Raw genomic sequence first — 20,841 nt, 5'->3', positions numbered from 1 at the left:
ACAATATAATGACTCAAGAAAAAAAACAAAATATTTTTGATGAACTATCTCAATACAGACAGCAGATCGAGCTTCCACCGGCTGGCAGTGAAATAGATAAATCAACCATTGCTAAACTAGAAATAGGTGGTCAAACTTTCTTCGGTATCAACTCCGGTAGTAACCCCACTCGTCGAAAAATTACTTTTTCTGTCAATCCGATCACCAAAACCCACGCCGAAGCGGATGCTTTTCAACAAGCTGATGATGCAGGAATTAGAGGTGGAAAAGCCCGCTTGATTGTCGATCGCGATCTTTGCGCTGCTTGTGGTATAAGAGGAGGAGTAAATTCTATGGCTTGGCAGTTAGGCATAGAAGAATTAGAAATAATTACTCCCAGTGGCAGCAAAGTTATAATCCCCCAACCACCAAAAAGAAGGAGTCAATAATGATCGTGTTAAATCTATCTGTAGAAAATTGGATAGGCAACCGAAATCAAGGTTGCCTAATTGACAATCCCACTTGGCAACAAATAGAAGAAGCCATACTTGAATTAGATGGAAAAACCAAAACTTTAGTTACCTTGGGGAGCGATGATGACACTTACATGAGCATTGGAGGTGGTTTTTCTGGCAAATATATCGTCAATGCAACTTTTGACAACATCAGCTTTCAAAACTTAGTTGATTTATCAAAAAGCCAGGCTATAGAAAAGTTAGTTGTGGGGGGACAAGAAGGCAATTATTCCACGCAAATGTGCATTGAATTACAAGTAGCTTTGTTAGCGGCTAAAACCTTTGCAGAATCAGGGGAACTAGAGCGTTCGCTTTCTTGGGAAGAAGAGAAATCATTAGTCTCGATCTGATGTAGTTGCGTTAACGAAGACAAGACTTACGCTCATGGCCCTAGAAACCGGGTTTTTGAGAGAATATGTGGGTTCGGGCGAAGTATTTTCGTCAAAAAACCCGGTTTCTTTGGTTGGGTGCCAAAGTCCTAGAAGACAGCGCAACTACATACCTATAAGTAATATAAGCTTGGGCGCGAGTTTCATCCACGATCGCAATGGGGTAGGCAATAACACCGAGTCCATCCTATCATAACTTATGCCACAATTGGAGGATAGCGCTATTCACCCAACCGACAAACAAGCCCAAACTTGCCTACGAGTCTGTCAGATGTTGTCCAACTACTACCGGGACATCCAGCTATTTAGTTTTAGCGAACAAAAGGGATATGTCTACATTTTGACATCTGACAATTTAGAAATCATAGTATATCGAGATGGAAATTGGGAGTTGATCGATGAAACCACAATTTGAACAAATGACTCGAAAAGAATTGAGAGATTACGTGCGGGTACATCGGGATGATTTAAAAGCTTTAGATGCTTTGGTAAATCGCCGTAGTCCCGACGCAGAAGTGATTATGTTCCACCCGCCAAAGAACAAGGAGGAAGAACAAGAACAATTTGAATTATTCAAGCGGATAGTGGATGAGAAAACCCGAAATAAAACTGCTGATAATTAAATATAGAGAGGGCGATCGAAAGTGGCCAGAAACCGCGTTTTTGCGACAGACTTCGTTACAGTGCAAAGATTTGGGGAAAACCCGGTTTCTTTGATTCTACGTGGTGGCCAGAAACCGGGTTTTTGCGACAGACTTCGTTACAGTCGATATGAATCGTAAAAAACCCGGTTTCTTTGATTATACGCGGGGCCAGAAACCGAGTTTTTAACCGAACGTGCGTAAGCCCTATATTATACACATTCCAAAGCTTGCATTGCTTGGTCAGTAGTTAAAAAAACATGGTCTTTCCCTAACTCTTCGACAAACCCAACCTTTAACAATCCATCCATCACCGGCCCCTTGACTTCAGACATATAAAATTCAATTCCCCGATTATTTAAGTCAAGAATCAAACTTTTGAGCGTTTCCAAAGCACTACCATCAATAGAATTTACGGCACTACATACCAGTAATAAATATTTTACCTCTAGCCGATCGCTCACTGCTTTCAGCAAGTAATCCTCCAAATATTTAGTATTGACAAAGTAAAGACTAGCATCAACCCGAACCGCCAAGACATGAGGACAAGTTTTAACTTCATGGCGCAGCACATTGCGAAAATGTTCGCTGTTTCCAACTCTACCAACAACCGCGATATGCGGTTTGCTAGTGCGCCATAGATGTAATAGAATTGATACCGCAGCACCGAACAAAATACCTTTTTCCACACTGGTGAATAAGACGGCCAGAAATGCAGAAATCCACGCGATCGCATCAGCTTTGTTATACACCCACAAGCGTTTCAGCGTGGCAATGTCGAAAAGACTACTAACAGCCATCACAATAATTGCCGCTAAACAAGCTTGTGGCAAAAAGTAAAATAACGGCGTTAAAAACATGACAGTAAGCGCCACAATTAATGCCGTAATCATTGATGCTAAAGGAGTATTAGCATTAGCAGAAAAGTTCACACCCGATCGACTTACTCCGCCGGCAACTGGATAACCACCCGTCAAAGCTGCACTAATATTTGCGGCCCCTAAAGCTATAAATTCCTGGTTAGCCTCAACTTTTTGTCTTCTCTTACTAGCCAAAAACTTACCCACTGAATAGGCTTCCATGAAACCTACAAAACTAATCGCCAAAGCCGCAGGGAATAATGTAGTAATTGTATTGCCATCCAGCACCGGAAAAGTGAAAGCAGGTAAACCTTTGGGGATATCACCCACAACTTTTATCCCCGCAATTTTATCCAGATGAAAGCACCAAACAAGCAACGAACTACTAATTACCAGCAGGAGAGGCGCACTTTTAGTAAGTGGCATAATTGTTAACTCTTGAAATCCGCGTTTCTTGAGTTGTTTTCCCAACCATTTTGGGAAATAGACCAATAGGAAAATGCTGATTAAACCCAAGGATAGAGTAAACCAATTAATTGCACTAATTCCTTTGGCTAGATAAGTTAGTAACTGAATAAAAGATTCAGTTTGGGGAATTTTTAATCCTAGTAAATGTTTAACCTGACTAAAACTAATTACAATTGCCGCCGCACTAATAAAGCCAGAAATCACTGCTTGACTGAGAAAATTTACCAAGAATCCTAACCGAAAAACCCCCATAAAAATGTCGATCGCACCAATCATTAATGCCAGCAATAATGCCAATCCTAAATATTGGGGTGTATTCTCAGCAGCTAGGGGGACAATTGCCGCCCCAACCATCAGCGAATCCAATGCTACGGGCGCAACCGAAATCAGACGACTGGTACCAAGAAAGGCATAAACTAATAGCGGCAAAATACTAGCATATAGCCCAATTTGAGGAGGTAGACCTGCTAATAAAGCATAGGCCATCGCTTGGGGAATTAGCACAGTGCCAACAACAATCCCGGCAGTAATATCGCCTACCAAATACTCCGGTTGATAGTGTAAACCCCAATCTAAAATCGGAAAAAAGTGACTCCATTGATGCAGCCATTTCTGCTGTTGCAATTGCCCAACCATTGTTTTTTGATTAAACATTTTAGGTAATTAAACTATGAATTAGTTAATGTTTCTGGACTAGCATGAACCATATTATCCAGTGGTTACACTCCTATAAAAATTACTTTTCAGATAAGTTTTTATAGGTCAGCGAACCTGCAATGAACGCCACCAAAAACAAAATAGGATTCCAATTACCCAACACTAAAGCAGTAATACCTGGCCCTGGACAGTATCCACAAATTCCCCAACCGACACCGAAAATAGCAGCCCCAATAACTAAAGATTTGTCGAGGTCTTTCTTTGTTGGTAAATGAAATTGATCGGCAAATATTGGCTGAGGGCGACGCAGCACAAATTGGAAGGCAATTACTGTCACCGTGACTGCGCCACCCAACACAAATAATAAGGTTGAATCCCAAGCACCAGCGACATCCAAAAATCCTAGTACGCGATCGCGATCGATCATCTGCGAAAGCCCTAGTCCCAGACCAAATAATACTCCTGACAATAACGCGATTAGCTGCTCTTTCATATACTCAACTGCAATACGTGACGGACTACAAAAACTGTGAGGATGGCAGTAATCATAAAGGTCAGAACTGCCACTAGCGATCGCATTGACAATCGACCTAATCCACAGACTCCATGACCACTCGTGCAACCGCCGCCCATTCTGGTACCAAAACCAACCAGAAAACCGCCGATCGTCATTGCCCAAGGAGTAAGTGCAGGGGTGGGAGTTGGTTGAGGTGCGAGTCCATATTCGTAAATCACGCCGCCCAGCAACATACCCACAATGAATATCCACCGCCAGACTTCCTGTTTAGAAAAGGCGATCGCACCATTGACAATCCCGCTAATACCAGCAATTCGACCATTAAATGCTAGTAATAGGGTGGCACTTAACCCAATTAAAATGCCACCAATTAAAGCAATAAACCCGTTCAAACTTTCCACTTTCTAAGTCCTCAAACTTCTGCCATTACAGGTGTCTTTCCACATTGTTGATTAGCTGGCACTGCTTCAGCAATTTTCTTCGGATTGGGCAAATTTAAGTTATTCATTTGTTCGATAAAAGCCGCCTTAATTTTCCCAACAAACCGGGGATTATATAGCTTTTCTTCCCCAATTGTAGAAACCTGATTTCCTCTGTAATCGTGACCGGGATAAACTAAGGTTTCATCTGGGAGAGTAAATAATTTTTGCGTAACGTGGTCGTACATCAAACCCGGATTCCCGCTTTGAAAATCAGTCCGCCCGCAACCACGAATTAACAGCGAATCTCCAGTCAGCACTCTGTCTTGATTGACTAGGTAAGAGTTATGGCTGTCGGTATGTCCTAAAGTGGCGATCGTTTTAATTTCAACCTCGCCTAGCTTTAAAACTTCCCCGTCTTTAATAAAGCGGTTAGCACAAACAGCTTGGGCATTTTCTGGCACTATACCATCACAACCCGTGATTTCTCGCAACTTACCCGTTCCCGTAATGTGATCGGCGTGAATGTGAGTTTCCAAGCAATAGCGCAAAGTTAATCCTAATTCTTGAATTAACTTTAAATCGCGTTCGACTTGCTCGATTACCGGATCGACTAAAGCTGCTTCTTTGGTATTTTCATCAGCAATTAAATAAGTATAAGTGCTGGTTTCGTTGTCGTACATTTGGCGAAATAACATTTCTGTGACTCCTTGTAAAGTTTTTACCTGTTTGAGGGAATGTCGGGCGATCGCGATCTAGTCCCCAGACTTAGCCTGAGAACTACGATTAGGACTTGGAAAGAAGGCGCTGTCTCCTTAGCTTTCAAATATGCCACGCGACGAGCGCATATTTATAATTGCCTATATTGCTATATAGTAAACTAAGTTGTACAATTTGACAATAGCAACAAAAAAGTTAGCGGCGGGGGTAAGTAGATTTACTCAACAGGACTTACGCAAAAAACCCGGTTTCTTTGAAAAATCATCGCTTTTTTCGAGAGATATTGACGCAGAAACCCGGTTTTTGGCCTCGCGTGCGTATGTCCTGCTTAACCTGCTAGAACCCGATCGACTAACGAAGCGATCGGTCAACCTATTTTCAAAGAAAAAACTACTTATGATTACCTCAACATCCCAACAATCCCAGACTCCAGCTTTGTCCGCAACCCCCGCCATGACTAAAAAACTGCACCACCAAATCGTTTTCATTGGAGGTGGATCTGCCGGACTTACCACCGCTTCTATGTTATTGAAAAAAAACAAATCTCTAGATGTTGCCATTATCGATCCATCGCACAAGCAGTATTATCAACCCGGTTGGACAATGACAGGCGGAGGAGTATTTCAAATTGAAGATACAGTGAGGGATAAAAAAGATTTTATTCCTCGACAAGCGACTTGGCTCGCAGATCGAGTAGTTAAATTAGACCCAGAAAATAATGCGGTTCTCACGCAAGAAGGCATCCTGATTGAGTACGATTACTTAATTGTTTGTCCCGGCATTCAATTGGACTGGCATTTAATTAAAGGGCTAAAAGAAGCGATCGGAAAAGATGGTGTTACTAGCAATTATGCTCCTAATTACGCACCTTATACCTGGGAACTCATCAAAAATTTTCGAGGGGGAAACGCTCTCTTTACCTTTCCCAATACTCCGATTAAATGTGGTGGTGCTCCGCAAAAAGTCATGTACATGGCCGATGATATATTCCGCAAATTAGCAGTCCGTCAGCGCACTAACGTGATGTTTCTTACGCCATTAACTAAACTATTTTCAGTACCAGAATATTCGGCAATATTAGATAACGTTGTCCAAGAACGACAAATTGATGTTAAGTTCCGGCACAATTTGAAGGAAATTAAAGCTGAAAACAAAGAGGCTATTTTTGATATTTTTGATGAAAATGGTGATGTTGTCGATTGTGTCACCCACAAGTACGAAATGATTCACGTCGCACCGCCCCAAAGCGCTCCTGACTTTATTAAACAAAGTCCTTTAGCCGTTCCGGGTAATTCCTATGGCTGGGTAGATGTAGATAAATATACCCTCCAGCACAATCGGTATCCCAACGTATTTAGCTTAGGAGATGCTTCTTCGCTGCCAACTTCTAAGACGGCAGCAGCAGCACGCAAACAAGCCGTAATTGTCGCTAAAAACTTGCTAAATTTCATAGAATCCAAACCATTATTACATAAGTATGACGGCTATACTTGCTGTCCTTTAATCACTGGCTATGGCAAGACCATCATGGCTGAATTTGATGGTTATAGCGGTACACTGCTTTCTAGTTTTCCCCTCAATCCGATAAAAGAGCGTTGGATTATGTGGCAAATGAAAACTTTCGCTTTGCCTTGGATTTATTGGAATCGGATGTTGAAAGGAGAGCAGTTTGAAGGAGATTACATTAAGTTTATCCAGTGGAAAAAGTAACAGGAATTACCCAAAGAAACCGGGTTTCTTTGGGTGAGATGGTCGATCTCTTTGCTACTATAGCAACCGCCACAACGGTTAGGACATTCTCGATCGCCCAAACCCTTTCTTTGATTGCATTTTCCTCCTGCCTCCTGCCTGCTGCCTGCTGCTACTAAGTAGTTGGACATAAATAAACGCAACCATGTCATTGCGAACGGAACGATAGTGAAGTGAAGCATAAGCGCTACGCGCAGGCTTCGCCAACGCAGGGGTTTAGGATTGCTTCGCTGGGCTCGCAATGACATTATTTATTTTTGTCCAACTACTTACCCAAAAGCAAGCCGGTTTCTGGCATTATAAGAACCGCCAAGGCGGTTACGATGCTCCGATGCAATGCCATCTATGCAGCTTGACCGGGCTTGAGCACTATTTTGATACAGTTGTCTTTCTTGTGCTTGAAAATTTCATAGCCCTGTGGTGCTTGTTCTAAAGGTAGACTATGGGTGATCACGAACGATGGATCGATTTCGCCGTTTTCGATGCGATCGAGTAAGGTCTGCAAATAACGATGTACGTGCGTTTGACCCATCTTGAAAGTCAAGCCTTTGTTCATAGCAGCACCCATCGGCATCTTGTCTACAAAGCCGCCGTATACACCAGGAATCGACACCGTGCCACCTTTACGACAAGCAACGATCGCCTGTCGCAGTGCGTGGGGGCGATCGCTTTCTAAACGCACCGCTTGTTTAGCTTTGTCGTACAATCCTTCCAACCCCATCCCGTGAGCTTCCATTCCGACTGCATCCATCACCGCATCGGGGCCGCGCCCCCCCGTCATTTCTTTGAGAGCTTCCCCTACCTCGATTTCCTCATAGTTGAGGATTTCTGCTCCCCCATCTTTCGCCATCTGAAGGCGTTCGGGAACGCGATCGATCGCAATCACTCGCTCTGCACCAAGCATATAAGCACTGCGAATTGCAAATTGACCGACGGGGCCACAGCCCCAAATCGCGACAGTATGACCCGGTTGGATATCGCAGTTTTCCGCCGCCATATAGCCAGTGGGGAAGATGTCGGTCAGAAATACGACTTGTTCATCTGCCAGTCCATCGGGAATTTTGAACAACCCAACATCAGCAAAGGGAACGCGGGCATATTCGGCTTGTCCCCCTGCGTAACCTCCCAGCATATGGGAGTAGCCAAACAGACCGGCTGGGGAATACCCCATGATTGCTTCTGCCATCCAAGCATTGGGGTTGGAGTTATCGCACAGTGAGGTTAGCTTTTGTTTGCAAAAGAAACAACCACCGCAGGCGATCGGAAATGGCACAACGACGCGATCGCCCACCTTCACATTTTTAACAGCACTCCCCAATTCTACGACTTCCCCCATAAACTCATGGCCCAGGATGTCTCCCTGTTCCATTGTGGGAACGTAGCCGTCATACAAATGCAAATCAGAACCGCAAATGGCTGTTGTCGTGATTTTGACAATCGCATCTCGTGGATTAAGGATTTTGGGATCGGGTACTGTTTCGACTCCTACTTTGTTAGTACCTAGCCAACAAACTGCTTTCATTGTTTTTTCCTCTCCTGTCAATTGGTACTTTCTCAGGACTTACGAACCCAACCTCATAAACCGATTTTTTTCCGAAAATACTTCGTTTTTACCCACAGATTCTCTCAAAAACCAGGTTTCTGGGACGACCTGCGTAAGTCCTATTTCTATGGCTATTTACTTAGTCCTTTCGACAAATTCGCTCTCTCTAAAGAGAGTTTATCGAGTTAAAAGCCAACAACAGACAGGGTTTTCTAGATATTTATAGAATACTAGAAACCCCCCAAGGTGCATTTTGAAACCTTCAGGTTATTATCTCGATTATTTGGATTTAGCTCTCTATTAAGAATAATGAGTCTTTAAATAAATTTTCTCTTTCTTAAGGAAGATCAAGCGCTCCTCTGGTGCTGAATTCGGTTGCGACATAATTCGACTCAAGCTTTTTAATAATTAAAAATAACCAGCAAAAGAACTGATTGATAACAATAGTTCCTCAACTATAAAGCTGTGATACATCTAATTTCCTCTCCTCTGAGGAGAGGCCAGGGAGAGGTGGAGACAGTAAGCTGTTGTGCATTTAAACCACTAACTAGGCTTGTAGAGTGCGTCAGCTAGAACACTTACGCTTAAACGGGAAAAACTTCGGACTGACGCACCCTACAATCTATTTTAAATGTTCAACAGCTTAGGGAGAAGTGGAAAAGGGACTGAGAGGTTGAGGCCTTTATCTTGTCGGATTACCAACAAAGAAAGCTAGGGGAGAATTATCGCCACAAGATAACCGAACTTTAGAACCAATGGGAAAGACATTTCCTGTGGTTGTAAGTGCATACAACTTTTGTCCCGAAGGAGTTTGTAAACAATACCGATTTTCTCTACCTAAAAATTGGCGATCGCAAATCACAACCGCCGAATTTTCATCTAAAAATAAACTCAAATCTTCCTGTCGAATCATCAATTCTCCTTGAGTATAAACATCGCAGGGAACTTGTACAAAGGAATCTCCTTTAACGGCAAAACAACCTACTTCTGTTTCCCAAATATCCTGCTTCAGGGATGCAGATACAAAATTAGCTTGCGTCACAAATTCCGCCACAAATCTAGATGCTGGTTCTCGATAAACTTCCTCTGGAGTGCCAAACTGTTCTAATTTGCCTTGACGCATTACCGCTACCCAATCTGAAATCGAAAGTGCTTCTTCGCGATCGTGGGTGACAAATACCCCAGAAGTTTTTGTGGTTTTGAGAATATCGCGGACTTCCTGACGCAATCTTAACCTTACTTGTACATCTAAATTACTTAAGGGTTCATCTAATAAAATAATCGCAGGTCTAGGGGCTAAAGCACGGGCTAAAGCTACTCTTTGTTGCTGACCCCCAGATAATTCATGGGGATAGCGGTTTTCTAATCCTTCTAGCCCTACTAATGCTAAAGCTTCTGCGACACCTTTGTTAATATTATGCTTTGACTCTTTCCCTTGATATTTCAAGCCAAAAGCTACATTTTTCGCCACTGTTAAATGGGGGAAAAGTGCATAGTCTTGAAACACCATACCAATGTCTCGCTGTTCCGGGGGGAGTGACATCGTAACACTGGCTACAGTTTTTCCTGCTAAAGCGATCGCCCCTGCTTGTAACTGTTCAAAACCAGCAATTAACCGCAGCAACGTTGTTTTCCCACAACCCGACGGCCCCAACAACCCCAGTATATCTCCCTGATGTAAGGTCAGGGTGACGGATGCCACCGCAGGTGATGCTGCTTGGGCATACTGTTTTGTGACACCATCCAAATGCAGAATTACAGGTCGAGTCATTATTGCTATAAATAATCAACAACTTACTATTCTACAATAAACCAGTTTAGTGATATAAATTCTCATAAAGACTTGACTAATGTTTACACCTACTGATAGAATAGCAAGCTAGACAGTTTATTGCCCAATGGAAAATTCCAAACGATCGCTACAACAAACAGCCATCAGCAGAATCAAAAGGTTGTCGAACTTACCCAGTTTATCCGCTAGTGGGTGGACAGTTGCGGTTATCGCTTTAGCATTGCCGATCGCCATACCCATCCTCAGCGTCTTATCCAGTATCTTTTTTGAAGCTAAAGATACGTGGCAGCATTTAACTGATACAGTTTTAACTCGTTATATCCTCAACTCTTTCTGGTTAGCGATCGGTGTCGGCTGTGGTGTGGTTGTAATTGGCGTAGGATGCGCCTGGTTAGTAACAATGTGTCGCTTTCGGGCCAGTCGCCTATTTGAATGGGCGTTACTATTACCTTTAGCCGCCCCAGCTTATGTTTTAGCTTATATTTATACAGACTTTTTAGAATTTTCCGGCCCAGTCCAGACTGCTTTGCGTTATGTTTTTGGCTGGAGTTACGGAGACTACTGGTTTCCTAACGTGCGATCGCTCCCTGGAGCAATCTTAATGCTAATCTTGGTTTTATATCCCTACGTCTATCTATTAGCAAGAGTTGCATTTTTAGAGCAATCAACTTGTACCCTAGAAGCTAGTAGAATCCTGGGCTGTAGTCCTTGGCGGAGTTTTTTTACAGTTGCCTTACCAATGGCAAGACCAGCAATAATTGCAGGTTTAGCGCTGGCTTTGATGGAAACTCTTAACGATTATGGCACTGTTCAGTATTTTGGAGTTGATACTTTCACTACAGGTATATATCGGACTTGGTTTGGCATGGGAGAAAGGATTGCCGCCAATCAATTAGCTGCCATGTTATTATTATTTGTTCTGGGCCTAATTTTACTAGAACGCTGGTCGCGCAGTCGGACTAAATATTATCAAGCTAGCAGTCGTTATCGCCAACTACAAACTTATCAGCTTAACGGAATTAGGGAATTTTTAGCGATAATTAGTTGTTTTCTACCGCTATTTTTTGGCTTTTTATTGCCCGCCAGTCTTTTAGTCAATTTGACCTTAGCCAATTGGCAACTAACTTTAGACGACCGCTTTTTTGTATTTGCCAGCAATAGTTTGATTTTGGCAACGCTAACAGCAATTTTAGCCGTAATTATTGCCTTAATTATGGCTTACGGCTTACGATTATATCCCAACTTAGGAGTGCAATTAGGAACTCGCATTGCGGCAATGGGCTATGCTGTGCCAGGTTCTGTAATTGCAGTTGGCATTCTGGTTCCCATTGGCAAATTTGACAATTTATTTGATGGTTGGATGCGCGAAAATTTCGGAATTTCTACTGGCTTATTATTAAGCGGTACGATCGCAGCTTTAGTCTTTGCTTATTTAGTTAGATTCCTAGCTGTTTCGTTAAATGCAGTTGAGTCAAGTTTGAGTAAAATCAAGCCTAATTTAGATGATGCGGCGAGAAGTTTGGGTTATAGTCCGATGCAAACTTTAGTTACAGTACATACGCCAATGATGACGGGAGGTCTATTAACTGCGATGATGTTAGTGTTTGTGGATGTAATGAAAGAGTTACCTGCTACTATAATTATAAGACCTTTTAACTTTGATACCTTGGCTGTACGAACTTATCAGCTTGCCTCAGATGAGAGATTAGCTGAAGCTTCAGGCCCAGCTTTAGCAATTGTTTTAGTGGGGATGTTACCAGTTATTTTATTAAGTTGGAAAATTGCGCGATCGCGCCAGTCTTCAACTAGGGGCTAGGGGCTAGGGGCTAGGGGCTAGAGGAAGAAGCATTAGTGTCAACTTAAGCTGAAAGCGGTCAGGGGTTAAAACCCAGGGCGGTTTCATTCTCGAATTTTAGCAGAGCTAAAATTCTGAATGAAAATATTCAAGTCATCCGCGAACACTAAAAATTCAACTATCAATTTTATTGATAGTTGAATAAATCAAATTTATTGCTGTACATGGGTTTGAAAAGTTTAGCTGGGTAATTATTATTGAATAATTGAGCTAATCTACCTTTTTAATTGAGTGAAATTATCAGTTTTTCTAGCTTGTAGTTTAGCCATCTTTGACCGCAAGTTAATGATGAAAAGCCTAAAAATCGGTAAAGATTAAGAGCGACGGTTGATAGGAGCGATAAATTAGTGACTGCTATGTAGTTATGTCTCGGCCATATATCTTCCTTAAAAACTACATCTTTTACCCAATGTAACTGATTTTCAATCAGCCAATGACCTCGGATTTTTGACGCAAATATTTCGGCTGATGCCGATAAGCTGCTAATGTAATAAGTAAGATGTTCATAATCTTTTTTACCACGAGCGCCACTTCTTTCCACTTTAATTAAACTGGTAATATTACCCCATTTTAATCTCTCAAAATCCTTGAGCTTCTGGGGAGGAATATCAAAGACAGATACCTTTCTAACCAGGTGACGACCATGACTAATATCTACTGATTCTGCTTGACTTTTAGGTGGTTGATTTTCGATAATATTCACAACCTGTTTAAACAAGTTTTTTTGATTGCCTTTAAGAGCGATAATATAATCATTTTTAGACTCAGTAATCAAAGTAGTTGTCTCTTTTTGACAGTGCAAAGCATCCAATGTAAATATGTTCCCTCGATCGGGATAACCCTTGACTAGCTCTTGCGCCTGTCTGATTTCAGAACTTTTTTTGTTTTCAAATTTTTGGACTCTGACAACCAAACCAGTATTCTGACTGAATAAGGACACAATTGAGACAAAATCGTGAGTGCTATTCTGGGGATTTTGGCAGGTACTTCTGAGACATTTACCATCAATTGATACCCAATCAGTCAAGTCTATTGAGGTAGTTAGCTGACTAGCCCATTGATTAAATGCGTCGATTAAATCTGAGGTATTGACCAACATCATTACTCGTCTAATAGTAGAATAAGATGGGACTCTATCAATAGTGAGATTAAAAGTTTTAACGATCAGTTTTTGGTTGCATTTAGCAAAGGTTCCGAAATCTCTATATCCCAAATAACCCAACATGAATCCCATAATAACCAATAGTAATATTAGCCATAAGGGATGTCTTTTCCCGCTGGTTTGGCGTGGGTCATTGACTTTTTTCAAAAAAGAGATTAGAGTATCCATATCTATTATATGAAGAGCGATCGCTAAAAATCTTATCAGATAGCGCGATCGCTTTTACTTTTCGCGATCGCACCGGAGAATGAAACCGCCCTGGGTTAAAACCCCTGTCTAACAAATTAAGTCCTCTGAAGAGGACTAATGAGTTTTTTAGTCCTCTTCAGAGGACTCGATCTTTGAGACAGGGGTTTTAACCCCTGTCGGACTCAAGGTTAAGAGTTAATATTATTCCTGTGGAAATCAACATGATTCATAAAAATTTAGCAATGTCTACCCGTACTACTGGCACAATTTTCTTTTTACTGCTTACCATTTTTGTCACCTTGGGATGCCAAAAACAGGTGGCTACTCCCCTTGAAACATTACAAAAAACTAAGCAATGTCAAGAATGCGATCTGACTGGCGCTAAGTTAAGTAACATTGATTTAACAGGCGCTAATCTTAATAGTGCTAAGTTAGAAGGTGCAATGCTAGAAAATGTCAAGCTTAATGAAGCTTTACTCGATAGCGTCAATCTTAAAGGTGCAAATTTAAAAGGCGCTTCTCTGGAAAAGGCAGGTTTATTTGCTGCGGATCTTACCAATGCTGATTTGAGTAATGCCAATCTTAAGGGTGCTTTTTTACGAGGGGCCAAACTGAATAATGCTAACCTCAGTAATGCGGATTTAAGTGAAAGTGACTTAAATAGTGCGGATTTAACAGGCGCAAATCTGAAAGGGGCAAATCTGAAAGGGGCAATGATGCCTGATGGTACAATTAAAAATTAAAACAGATTGGATCGGAATCAGATCGGATTCAGATATTCAGATTCAGAGATTCAGATATTCAGATTCAGAGATTCAGAATCGGATTCAGATTCTGATTGAGAGATTCAGAGTCGGCGGTTGAAACCGCATCTACACAAAGGAAGTCCGCCTACGCGGACTGAAGAATGAATTCAGAAGAATTTAGGAGTCACAATTCAGCATGAATTATTGTGAATTTTGACTCCTGATACCAAATTTGGCTTAAATATCTCCTTTATTCTTTAGTCCGCGTAGGCGGACTTCCTTTGTGTAGATGCGGTTTCAACCGCCAAACGATCTTCTCTATTTCCATCCCGCGCGATCGGCAATCTTTAAAGCTTCGGGGTTATTTTTCCCAAACACATCAGGGTTGAGAGGGTCAGATTTAAATGTGCCAAAACTAGCAACTACAGGATCGATCGCCACACCTGAAATCACGGGATATTCATAATTACCGCCAGCAAAAATCAGTTGCGCTTCGCGACTAGCTAGGTGTTCCAAGAATTTGATCGCGCCTGCTTTATTTCGGGAGGTTTTGACGACACCGCCACCACTAATATTAACGTGAGTTCCGCGATCGCGCTGGTTCGGGAAAAACACACCAATTTTAGCTGCGATCGCCTTTTCTTCTGGTTTTTGCGATTTCGCTAACCGAGCGACATAATAGGTATTAACAAGGGCAAGATCGCCTACCCCATCAGCAACAGCCTTGATTTGCGCCGTATCATTTCCCTCTGGAGGACGGGCAAAATTAGCCACCAATCCTCGCGCCCAAGCTTCCGTTTTTTGACCCCCATGAGCTGCTAATATAGATCCAACAAGAGACTGGTTATAGATATTAGTGGACGATCGCACTAAAATCTTACCTTTCCATCGAGGATCTGTCAGCGCCTCATAGGTTGACAACTGGGCGGGGTTGACCTTGCTTTTGTTATAAACAATCACCCGCGCCCTGCGCGATAGGCCAAACCAGAAACCTTGAGGATCGCGCAAACTCCCTGGAATTGCCGATGTCAACACTCTTGATGATACAGGTTGCAGAATACCCGCTTGTTTCGCCCGCCACAAACGCCCACCATCAACGGTGATGAAAACATCAGCGGGACTATTTGCGCCTTCACTTTTGATCCGTTCAATTAGTTGGTCAGCATCCGCTTCAACTAGGTTAACTTTGATCCCAGTTTTTTTGGTGAAGCTTTGGTACAACGCATTATCGGTGTCGTAATGACGCGCTGAATAAAGGTTGAGGGTTCCTGCTTGGGCTGCAACTGGGGCTGTTTTGCTTAGTTCCCCCATTGCCACGACAGCCATTGCTGTACCGCTGGCAAGAAAAATACGTCTAGAAATGCTCATTGTTCAATAATGATAGATTATTGCATCTGGTCATTGACAGGATGGTGTATGAAAACCCATCTATAGTCATTGATGTATTATCTTAATGCAAGTTATTCTTATTTGTTTATAAAATATTGTATAGCACTTAGGACGTTCTGAATTTCTAAAACCCTTGATTTGAGGATCGTTCTTCCCTAACCTCTCTTCCTCTCTTTCCCTAGCCCCTAGCCCCTAGCCCCTAGCCCCTACTTATGAGACAGATTTTTGCTGACTGGGAATTACAATCAATGCCCAGTAGGGAACTTCTGCGGGCTCGACTTGGGCGATCGCGACTATCCGCTGATTGAGCATCGTGGCTCGTTCGATATATAATGCTCGTTCAAAGAGCCCTAACTCTATGAGTACATCTCGGACTTTGCTAAAGTGTCTGCCTAGTTTAATAATGATAGCAGCGTCAGCAACAGCTAGGCGATCGCGCAGAATTTCCGCAGAAAGTGTTGCCGGCATAATACTCAATACATCATTACGATACGTCAACGGCGCACCCAACTGAGCCGCACTTGCCAAAGTTGAAGAAATTCCGGGTACAACTTCAGTGGTAAATTTGCCTGACAAACGATTGAAGAGGTACATAAACGAACCGAACAAAAACGGATCGCCTTCACATAATACTGCTACATCCTGTCCTTCACTCAGATAATGAGCAATTTTCTCAGCGGCAATATCGTAGTAAGGTTGAGACGATCGCGTTGGACTAAAAGGCAAGGGCATGGGAATTTCTATTTGTTCCGGCCGCAAATAATCTGCTACAATCGACCGTGCGAGAACCTTACCATTTTCCATTGCGGGATAGGCAATCACGGGTACTGATTGTAGAATCCGATAAGCTTTTAATGTTAATAACTCTGGATCGCCAGGGCCAATACCCAGTCCATATAATTTACCAGTAGATTTTGTCATAGAAGGAAGAAGGAAGAAGGGGCTAGGGGCTAGGGGCTAGGGGCTAGGGAAGAGGGGGGGAGATGGGGGAGGATGGGGGGAGATGGGGGGAGATGGGGGAGGATGGGAGAATGGGTAATTAGCGATTAGCGATTAGCCATTACCAATTACCAATTACCAATTACCAGTTACAGTTAACAGTTAACAATTATCAAATTTCATCTAATTTTGCTAACGCATTCACGGCCGCTGTCGCCATTGCGCTACCTCCCCGGCGGCCGTGTAAGGTAATAAATGGTACGCCTCGACTATTGGCAGCGAGTTCAGCCTTGGATTCTGCCGCCCCCACAAACCCCACTGGAAAACCCAGAATTAAAGCGGGTTTTGGCATTCCCGCATCCAGTAATTCCAGTAATCTAAATAGGGCTGTAGGGGCATTGCCGATCGCCACTACTGCACCTTTTAAATCATCCTGCCATAATTCCAGCGCCGCAGCCGATCTCGTGTTTCCTATTCGCTGCGCCAAGGCGGGGACATCGGGGTGTTGAAGCGTACAAATTATCGCATTATCAACGGGGAGGCGCGATCGCGTGATGCCTTGGGCTACCATGCGAGAATCGCAGAGGATGGGTGCACCATCAGCTAGGGCTTTGCGTCCGGCAATCGCGGCTCCGGGGGAAGCTGCTAAGTCTGCTACAATGTCTGTCATGCCGCAGCTATGTATCAGGCGTACTGCTAGGGATTCTAAATCCGCAGGTAAACTTGATAAATCTGCTTCTGCTCTAATAATGGCAAAGGATTTGAGGTAAATTTCAGTCCCGTCTCGAATATAATCCATTAAATTATAGGGGCTAGGGGCTAGGGGCTAGGGGCTAGGGGAAGAAGGGGTTAGGGGCTAGGGGCTAGGGGCTAGGGGGAAGAAGGGGTTAGGGGCTAGGGGCTAGGGGCTAGGGGAAGAAGGGAAGAGGGGAAGAGAATCAAGGCTTTAGCAATTCAGAGTGCCTTAAACGCCTTGGTGGTTGCGCTATACTTCAGTTACCGAATGGGATGCAGAATGTTGAATTTGAGTGGGATTTAACCACTGTTGTAACTGAGAAATGGGATGGCGATCGGCAAATTCACCGAAAGACTCATTGGGCGATCGCATCTTTTGATAAACTCGCAGCATTCCTTCTATTAAAGATGATATATCAGCCGGATTTACGTCTGGGAAGAGTTGCCGCCCAAAGGGTGAATCTTTTGCACCCACATACATAATATATGATGCTATCTTCTGACTCCCATTTTTAATTTCAGTTCCCAATAAAGTAATCTCGCTAGGATTATGTTGGGCACAGGATTTTTGGCAACCGCTAAAGTGAATATTAATTGGTCGATCTAACCTTAATTTTGTTCCTAAATCCTTCGCCAATTTTAAGGCATCACCTTGAGTATCTGTCGCACCCGAAGCGCAACCAGTCTTGCCTGAACAGGCAATTAATGCACTATCTGGACGATTTGCTGACCAGTGTAATCCTAATGCAGTAATGGCTTGTTTGATATCAGGAAGTTGAGAGTTGGGGATATCAGAAATTAGCAGATTTTGCCAAGGCGTAAGCCGGATTGTACCGCTGCCATAAGTTTGTGCTAAATTTGCTAAGCTTCGCAATTGTTTAGATTCCAGTTTGCCTAGAGATAAGGCAATCCCAATATAGGATAAACCTGGTTGATTTTGAAGATGAATGCCAAGATAATTATAACTTGAAAATACAGAATTTTGCAAGTCTTTCGTTGTTGCTTTTGTGGGGAATTGATTTATATCTTCGCCAAAATGACCTTGATTTGTCTTGGTCTTAACAGGATTTATCTTGTATTCAAAATCAGATTGATTGCCATTGGTTAAAACTGGAGTCATCCCCTTTTCAGGTGAAATTCTTTGCAAAGGAAAAGACAAATATTTTTCAATTTGTTCGAGATAGAAATCTTGACCCCAATCTTCCAGTAAGTGGCGCAGGCGTGGTTTCCGATCCTTAATTAAGCCGCGATCTTTGGTATAATTCAGATAAACTTGAGCGCAAGCTGCTAAGACTGATATACACTGAGATTGGGGGATAATAATACCTGTGTCGGGATACTTTGTCTCGTTCAGAAACAGGCGAAAAACAATTTCTTTTAAGGGCGATCGCCTTTCTGCAACTAAAATAATATCATTCAGGCGATCGCGCACAGAAACAGACTCTCCGCCGTCAAAGCAAATACTGAACTTAGGCGATAATGCCGATAATTCAGGATGTGTCTGCAAGTAATCGTCAAACTCCTTAACCAGGAGGCGAGTATCGAGTAATTGCTGTGAGTCAATTCCCGCTGTGGGACTTGCCATAATATTGCGAAGCGGGTCTATTTCCAGATAGGATGGCGCTATCCCTAATTCTTGTAATTTGGTAAAGACTTCAGTACCAATTATCGATCGCATTTCCCGGATCTGTAAATTAGCCCGATTAGTGACTTGCACGTAGCCGCCGCCTAATTCCTCAGTCAGATCCGCGATCGCACAACATTGTACTGTATTTAAGATTCCCCCTGGAATCCGCATCCGAGATAAGATCCCATCTCGAGCAACGGAGCCATAAAATAAACCTGGACAGGTTGGTAAATCAGGTAAAGATAACAAGCAACATCCTCCCCATGCGACGCAGGGAATCGAGTGTGAACGTGCTAAAAGCACCCCCTCAATGGCGTTCTGGCTTTGACAGTTGCGGCACAGCGCCGGAATTACACCGGACTTTCCCATATTCAGGTTCTAGAATAATATCACGTATGCGATCGCTTTTATTCTTCCTTCTTCCTTCGTCTATAATTCCCAAAAAAGCGATGCCGTAAAATCTATCAGAAATGACAAGCCAAGTCTCCACTCAATCTCTAATTCCCAGTCCTCAGCAAAAATGGCTTTCAGTAGTGGGTATTGGTGAAGATGGACTATCTGGATTAAGCGCGATCGCGCAATCCCTAATCGATCGCGCTAAAATTATTGTCGGCGGCGCGCGTCACTTAGCAATGCTGCCAAAAGACGATCGCGAAAAGTTAGTTTGGGCATCTCCTATTGAGGCGACAATTGATGAAATTATCCGCCGCCAAGGACAACCTGTCTGCATTTTAGCCAGCGGCGATCCGATGTGTCACGGCATTGGCGTAACCCTCACCCGCCGCATTCCCATCTCGCAAATAACTATTATTCCGGCTGCATCGGCTTTCAGTCTGGCTTGTGCCCGTTTGGGATGGCCCCTTGCGGAAATTGAAACTTTTAGCTTAACAAACCGCCCGATCGCTGCGATCGCATCTGCTTTCTATCCCGGCGCACGCTTGCTAGTTCTGAGTGCAGACAAACATACCCCCGCTAAGGTTGCCGCAATGCTAACAGAGCGCGGCTTTGGTGACAGCCAGATCGCTATATTAGAGCGGATGGGGGGGGAGTTAGAACGAGTAATTGAGGGCATTGCAGCGACGTGGGAGGCAACGGATTTAGCTGATTTGAATACGATCGCAATGGCAGTTATCGCCACTCCCGGAACATTCCCCCTACCCCGAATTTCCGGCTTACCGGATATCGCCTTTCACCACGACGGACAACTTACGAAACGGGAAGTTCGAGCCATCACTCTCTCAACTTTAGCTCCAATTCCGGGAGAATTGCTCTGGGATGTGGGTGCTGGCTGCGGTTCGATCGCGATTGAGTGGATGCGGAGTCATCGCCACTGCCGCGCGATCGCGATCGAACGTCATCAAACCAGACTACAATACATTGCCGATAATGCCGCCGCCCTTGGCGTTCCCAGTCTCAAAATTGTTGCGGGAGAAGCGCCAGAGGCTTTAAAAGACTTGCCTCAACCTGATGCGGTTTTCATTGGCGGCGGTGCTACTACTGATACTCTATTTGAAACCTGCTGGAATGCACTGCGATCGCACGGCCGCCTAGTAGTAAATGCTGTGACCATTGAGAGCGAGCTCAAAGTGCTACAATGGCATAGCGAGTATGGAGGTGAGCTGATTCGGATTAGTATCGATCGCACAGTCGCGATCGGCTCTTTTTTAGGTTGGAAACCTTCTGCACCGATTACCCAATGGATCGCAGTTAAGCCTGCTTCATAGAACTTATCCCTATATAAATTCTCAGCTATAAAATAGTTTTTGTTCGGCATCTAAGTAAATCCACCTAATTAAACATAAGATACCGATGGCTAAAAAGTTTGCTGTATAAGCGTTCTTCCTTCTTCCTTCTTCCCTCTTCCCTCTTCCTTCTTCCTTCTACTTATCATTAATATTTTCCTCGTGTTGGACAATTTCTGCCATAAATTGCTATTCTTAGATAAATTTA

Annotated in this window: 21 protein-coding genes and 1 riboswitch; of the genes, 8 read left to right on the top strand and 13 right to left on the bottom strand. The window is 43.3% G+C overall.

Annotated elements, in window-relative coordinates; translation table 11 throughout:
- The first annotated feature begins 8 nt into the window (after positions 1–8).
- From OSCIL6407_RS0122405 to OSCIL6407_RS0122390, 4 genes are all read left to right on the top strand, one after another.
- Complete coding sequence (locus OSCIL6407_RS0122405) at positions 9–428, top strand: deaminase (RefSeq protein WP_007354844.1); 420 nt, start codon at positions 9–11, stop codon at positions 426–428.
- Positions 428–844, top strand: a complete 417-nt coding sequence (locus tag OSCIL6407_RS0122400; protein ID WP_007354845.1) for an Imm1 family immunity protein — start codon at positions 428–430, stop codon at positions 842–844. Before OSCIL6407_RS0122405 ends, OSCIL6407_RS0122400 begins: the two co-directional genes overlap by 1 nt.
- A 238-nt stretch (positions 845–1,082) precedes the next feature.
- A complete protein-coding gene (locus OSCIL6407_RS0122395) occupies positions 1,083–1,298 on the top strand; it encodes a DUF6888 family protein (RefSeq protein ID WP_007354846.1) in 216 nt (71 codons plus the stop codon).
- Positions 1,299–1,302: 4 nt separating this feature from the next.
- A complete protein-coding gene (locus OSCIL6407_RS0122390; RefSeq protein ID WP_007354847.1) occupies positions 1,303–1,506 on the top strand; it encodes a DUF6887 family protein in 204 nt (67 codons plus the stop codon).
- Positions 1,507–1,736: 230 nt separating this feature from the next.
- Here the strand turns inward: OSCIL6407_RS0122390 and OSCIL6407_RS0122385 are convergent, their stop codons facing one another.
- From OSCIL6407_RS0122385 to OSCIL6407_RS0122370, 4 genes are all read right to left on the bottom strand, one after another.
- Positions 1,737–3,506 (bottom strand): SulP family inorganic anion transporter, encoded by a 1,770-nt coding sequence (locus tag OSCIL6407_RS0122385; protein ID WP_007354848.1) that lies wholly within the window; start codon positions 3,504–3,506, stop codon positions 1,737–1,739.
- An 82-nt stretch (positions 3,507–3,588) separates the two neighbouring features.
- Entirely contained in the window at positions 3,589–4,002 is a 414-nt protein-coding gene (locus OSCIL6407_RS0122380) for a DUF6691 family protein (RefSeq protein ID WP_007354849.1), read from the bottom strand.
- On the bottom strand, positions 3,999–4,427 hold the full coding sequence (locus tag OSCIL6407_RS0122375; RefSeq protein ID WP_007354850.1) for a YeeE/YedE family protein: 429 nt from the start codon (positions 4,425–4,427) through the stop codon (positions 3,999–4,001). Before OSCIL6407_RS0122375 ends, OSCIL6407_RS0122380 begins: the two co-directional genes overlap by 4 nt.
- A gap of 11 nt (positions 4,428–4,438) precedes the next feature.
- Positions 4,439–5,143, bottom strand: coding sequence for an MBL fold metallo-hydrolase (locus tag OSCIL6407_RS0122370; protein WP_007354851.1), 705 nt, complete (start codon positions 5,141–5,143; stop codon positions 4,439–4,441).
- A 418-nt stretch (positions 5,144–5,561) separates the two neighbouring features.
- Between OSCIL6407_RS0122370 and OSCIL6407_RS0122365 the strand changes: the two genes are divergently transcribed.
- The gene (locus tag OSCIL6407_RS0122365; RefSeq protein ID WP_007354852.1) at positions 5,562–6,875 is read left to right on the top strand and encodes an NAD(P)/FAD-dependent oxidoreductase; all 1,314 of its coding nucleotides are present in this window, start codon (positions 5,562–5,564) and stop codon (positions 6,873–6,875) included.
- Here the strand turns inward: OSCIL6407_RS0122365 and OSCIL6407_RS38605 are convergent.
- The 3 genes from OSCIL6407_RS38605 to OSCIL6407_RS0122355 all read right to left on the bottom strand — a co-directional run bounded on the left by OSCIL6407_RS38605 (position 6,845) and on the right by OSCIL6407_RS0122355 (position 10,228).
- Positions 6,845–7,066 (bottom strand): hypothetical protein, encoded by a 222-nt coding sequence (locus tag OSCIL6407_RS38605; protein ID WP_456077492.1) that lies wholly within the window; start codon positions 7,064–7,066, stop codon positions 6,845–6,847. The two genes, OSCIL6407_RS0122365 and OSCIL6407_RS38605, sit on opposite strands and share 31 nt — an antisense overlap.
- A 191-nt stretch (positions 7,067–7,257) precedes the next feature.
- Positions 7,258–8,436: a zinc-dependent alcohol dehydrogenase gene (locus tag OSCIL6407_RS0122360; RefSeq protein WP_007354853.1), complete on the bottom strand. Its 1,179-nt coding sequence runs from the start codon at positions 8,434–8,436 to the stop codon at positions 7,258–7,260.
- 703 nt (positions 8,437–9,139) lie between these two features.
- A complete protein-coding gene (locus OSCIL6407_RS0122355) occupies positions 9,140–10,228 on the bottom strand; it encodes an ABC transporter ATP-binding protein (protein ID WP_007354854.1) in 1,089 nt (362 codons plus the stop codon).
- Positions 10,229–10,355: 127 nt separating this feature from the next.
- On the opposite strand from OSCIL6407_RS0122355, the gene OSCIL6407_RS0122350 reads away from it, so the two are divergent.
- The gene (locus OSCIL6407_RS0122350; protein ID WP_007354855.1) at positions 10,356–12,065 is read left to right on the top strand and encodes an ABC transporter permease; all 1,710 of its coding nucleotides are present in this window, start codon (positions 10,356–10,358) and stop codon (positions 12,063–12,065) included.
- A 262-nt stretch (positions 12,066–12,327) separates the two neighbouring features.
- Here OSCIL6407_RS0122350 and OSCIL6407_RS0122345 read toward each other — a convergent pair whose 3' ends face one another.
- Positions 12,328–13,434, bottom strand: a complete 1,107-nt coding sequence (locus OSCIL6407_RS0122345) for an ISAs1 family transposase (RefSeq protein WP_026103822.1) — start codon at positions 13,432–13,434, stop codon at positions 12,328–12,330.
- Entirely contained in the window at positions 13,397–13,549 is a 153-nt protein-coding gene (locus tag OSCIL6407_RS38600) for a hypothetical protein (protein ID WP_162140454.1), read from the bottom strand. The genes OSCIL6407_RS0122345 and OSCIL6407_RS38600 overlap by 38 nt, the downstream gene beginning before the upstream one ends.
- A gap of 148 nt (positions 13,550–13,697) precedes the next feature.
- Here OSCIL6407_RS38600 and OSCIL6407_RS0122340 point away from each other — a divergent pair, with 148 nt between their 5' ends.
- Positions 13,698–14,198, top strand: coding sequence for a pentapeptide repeat-containing protein (locus OSCIL6407_RS0122340; protein WP_456077491.1), 501 nt, complete (start codon positions 13,698–13,700; stop codon positions 14,196–14,198).
- 321 nt (positions 14,199–14,519) lie between these two features.
- Here the strand turns inward: OSCIL6407_RS0122340 and OSCIL6407_RS0122330 are convergent, their stop codons facing one another.
- From OSCIL6407_RS0122330 to cobG, 4 genes are all read right to left on the bottom strand, one after another.
- Positions 14,520–15,569: a Fe(3+) ABC transporter substrate-binding protein gene (locus OSCIL6407_RS0122330; RefSeq protein WP_007355699.1), complete on the bottom strand. Its 1,050-nt coding sequence runs from the start codon at positions 15,567–15,569 to the stop codon at positions 14,520–14,522.
- A gap of 231 nt (positions 15,570–15,800) precedes the next feature.
- On the bottom strand, positions 15,801–16,511 hold the full coding sequence (locus OSCIL6407_RS0122325) for a precorrin-2 C(20)-methyltransferase (protein ID WP_007355698.1): 711 nt from the start codon (positions 16,509–16,511) through the stop codon (positions 15,801–15,803).
- Between the two features lie 190 nt (positions 16,512–16,701).
- The gene (locus OSCIL6407_RS0122320; RefSeq protein ID WP_019487682.1) at positions 16,702–17,328 is read right to left on the bottom strand and encodes a precorrin-8X methylmutase; all 627 of its coding nucleotides are present in this window, start codon (positions 17,326–17,328) and stop codon (positions 16,702–16,704) included.
- A gap of 186 nt (positions 17,329–17,514) precedes the next feature.
- On the bottom strand, positions 17,515–19,140 hold the full coding sequence (cobG, locus tag OSCIL6407_RS0122315; RefSeq protein ID WP_019487681.1) for a precorrin-3B synthase: 1,626 nt from the start codon (positions 19,138–19,140) through the stop codon (positions 17,515–17,517).
- 54 nt (positions 19,141–19,194) lie between these two features.
- Positions 19,195–19,269: riboswitch (adenosylcobalamin-variant (AdoCbl-variant) riboswitch) on the bottom strand.
- Between the two features lie 92 nt (positions 19,270–19,361).
- Here cobG and OSCIL6407_RS0122310 point away from each other — a divergent pair.
- Positions 19,362–20,615 carry a bifunctional cobalt-precorrin-7 (C(5))-methyltransferase/cobalt-precorrin-6B (C(15))-methyltransferase gene (locus OSCIL6407_RS0122310; protein ID WP_007354047.1) on the top strand — a complete coding sequence of 418 codons (1,254 nt, stop codon included), beginning with the start codon at positions 19,362–19,364 and terminating at the stop codon, positions 20,613–20,615.
- Positions 20,616–20,841 lie beyond the last annotated feature (226 nt).

It is taken from the genome of Kamptonema formosum PCC 6407, from assembly GCF_000332155.1.
Classification (GTDB): domain Bacteria; phylum Cyanobacteriota; class Cyanobacteriia; order Cyanobacteriales; family Microcoleaceae; genus Kamptonema; species Kamptonema formosum.
Note: the sequence above shows the minus strand (reverse complement) of the source record. Positions and strands in the feature narration are given on the sequence as shown.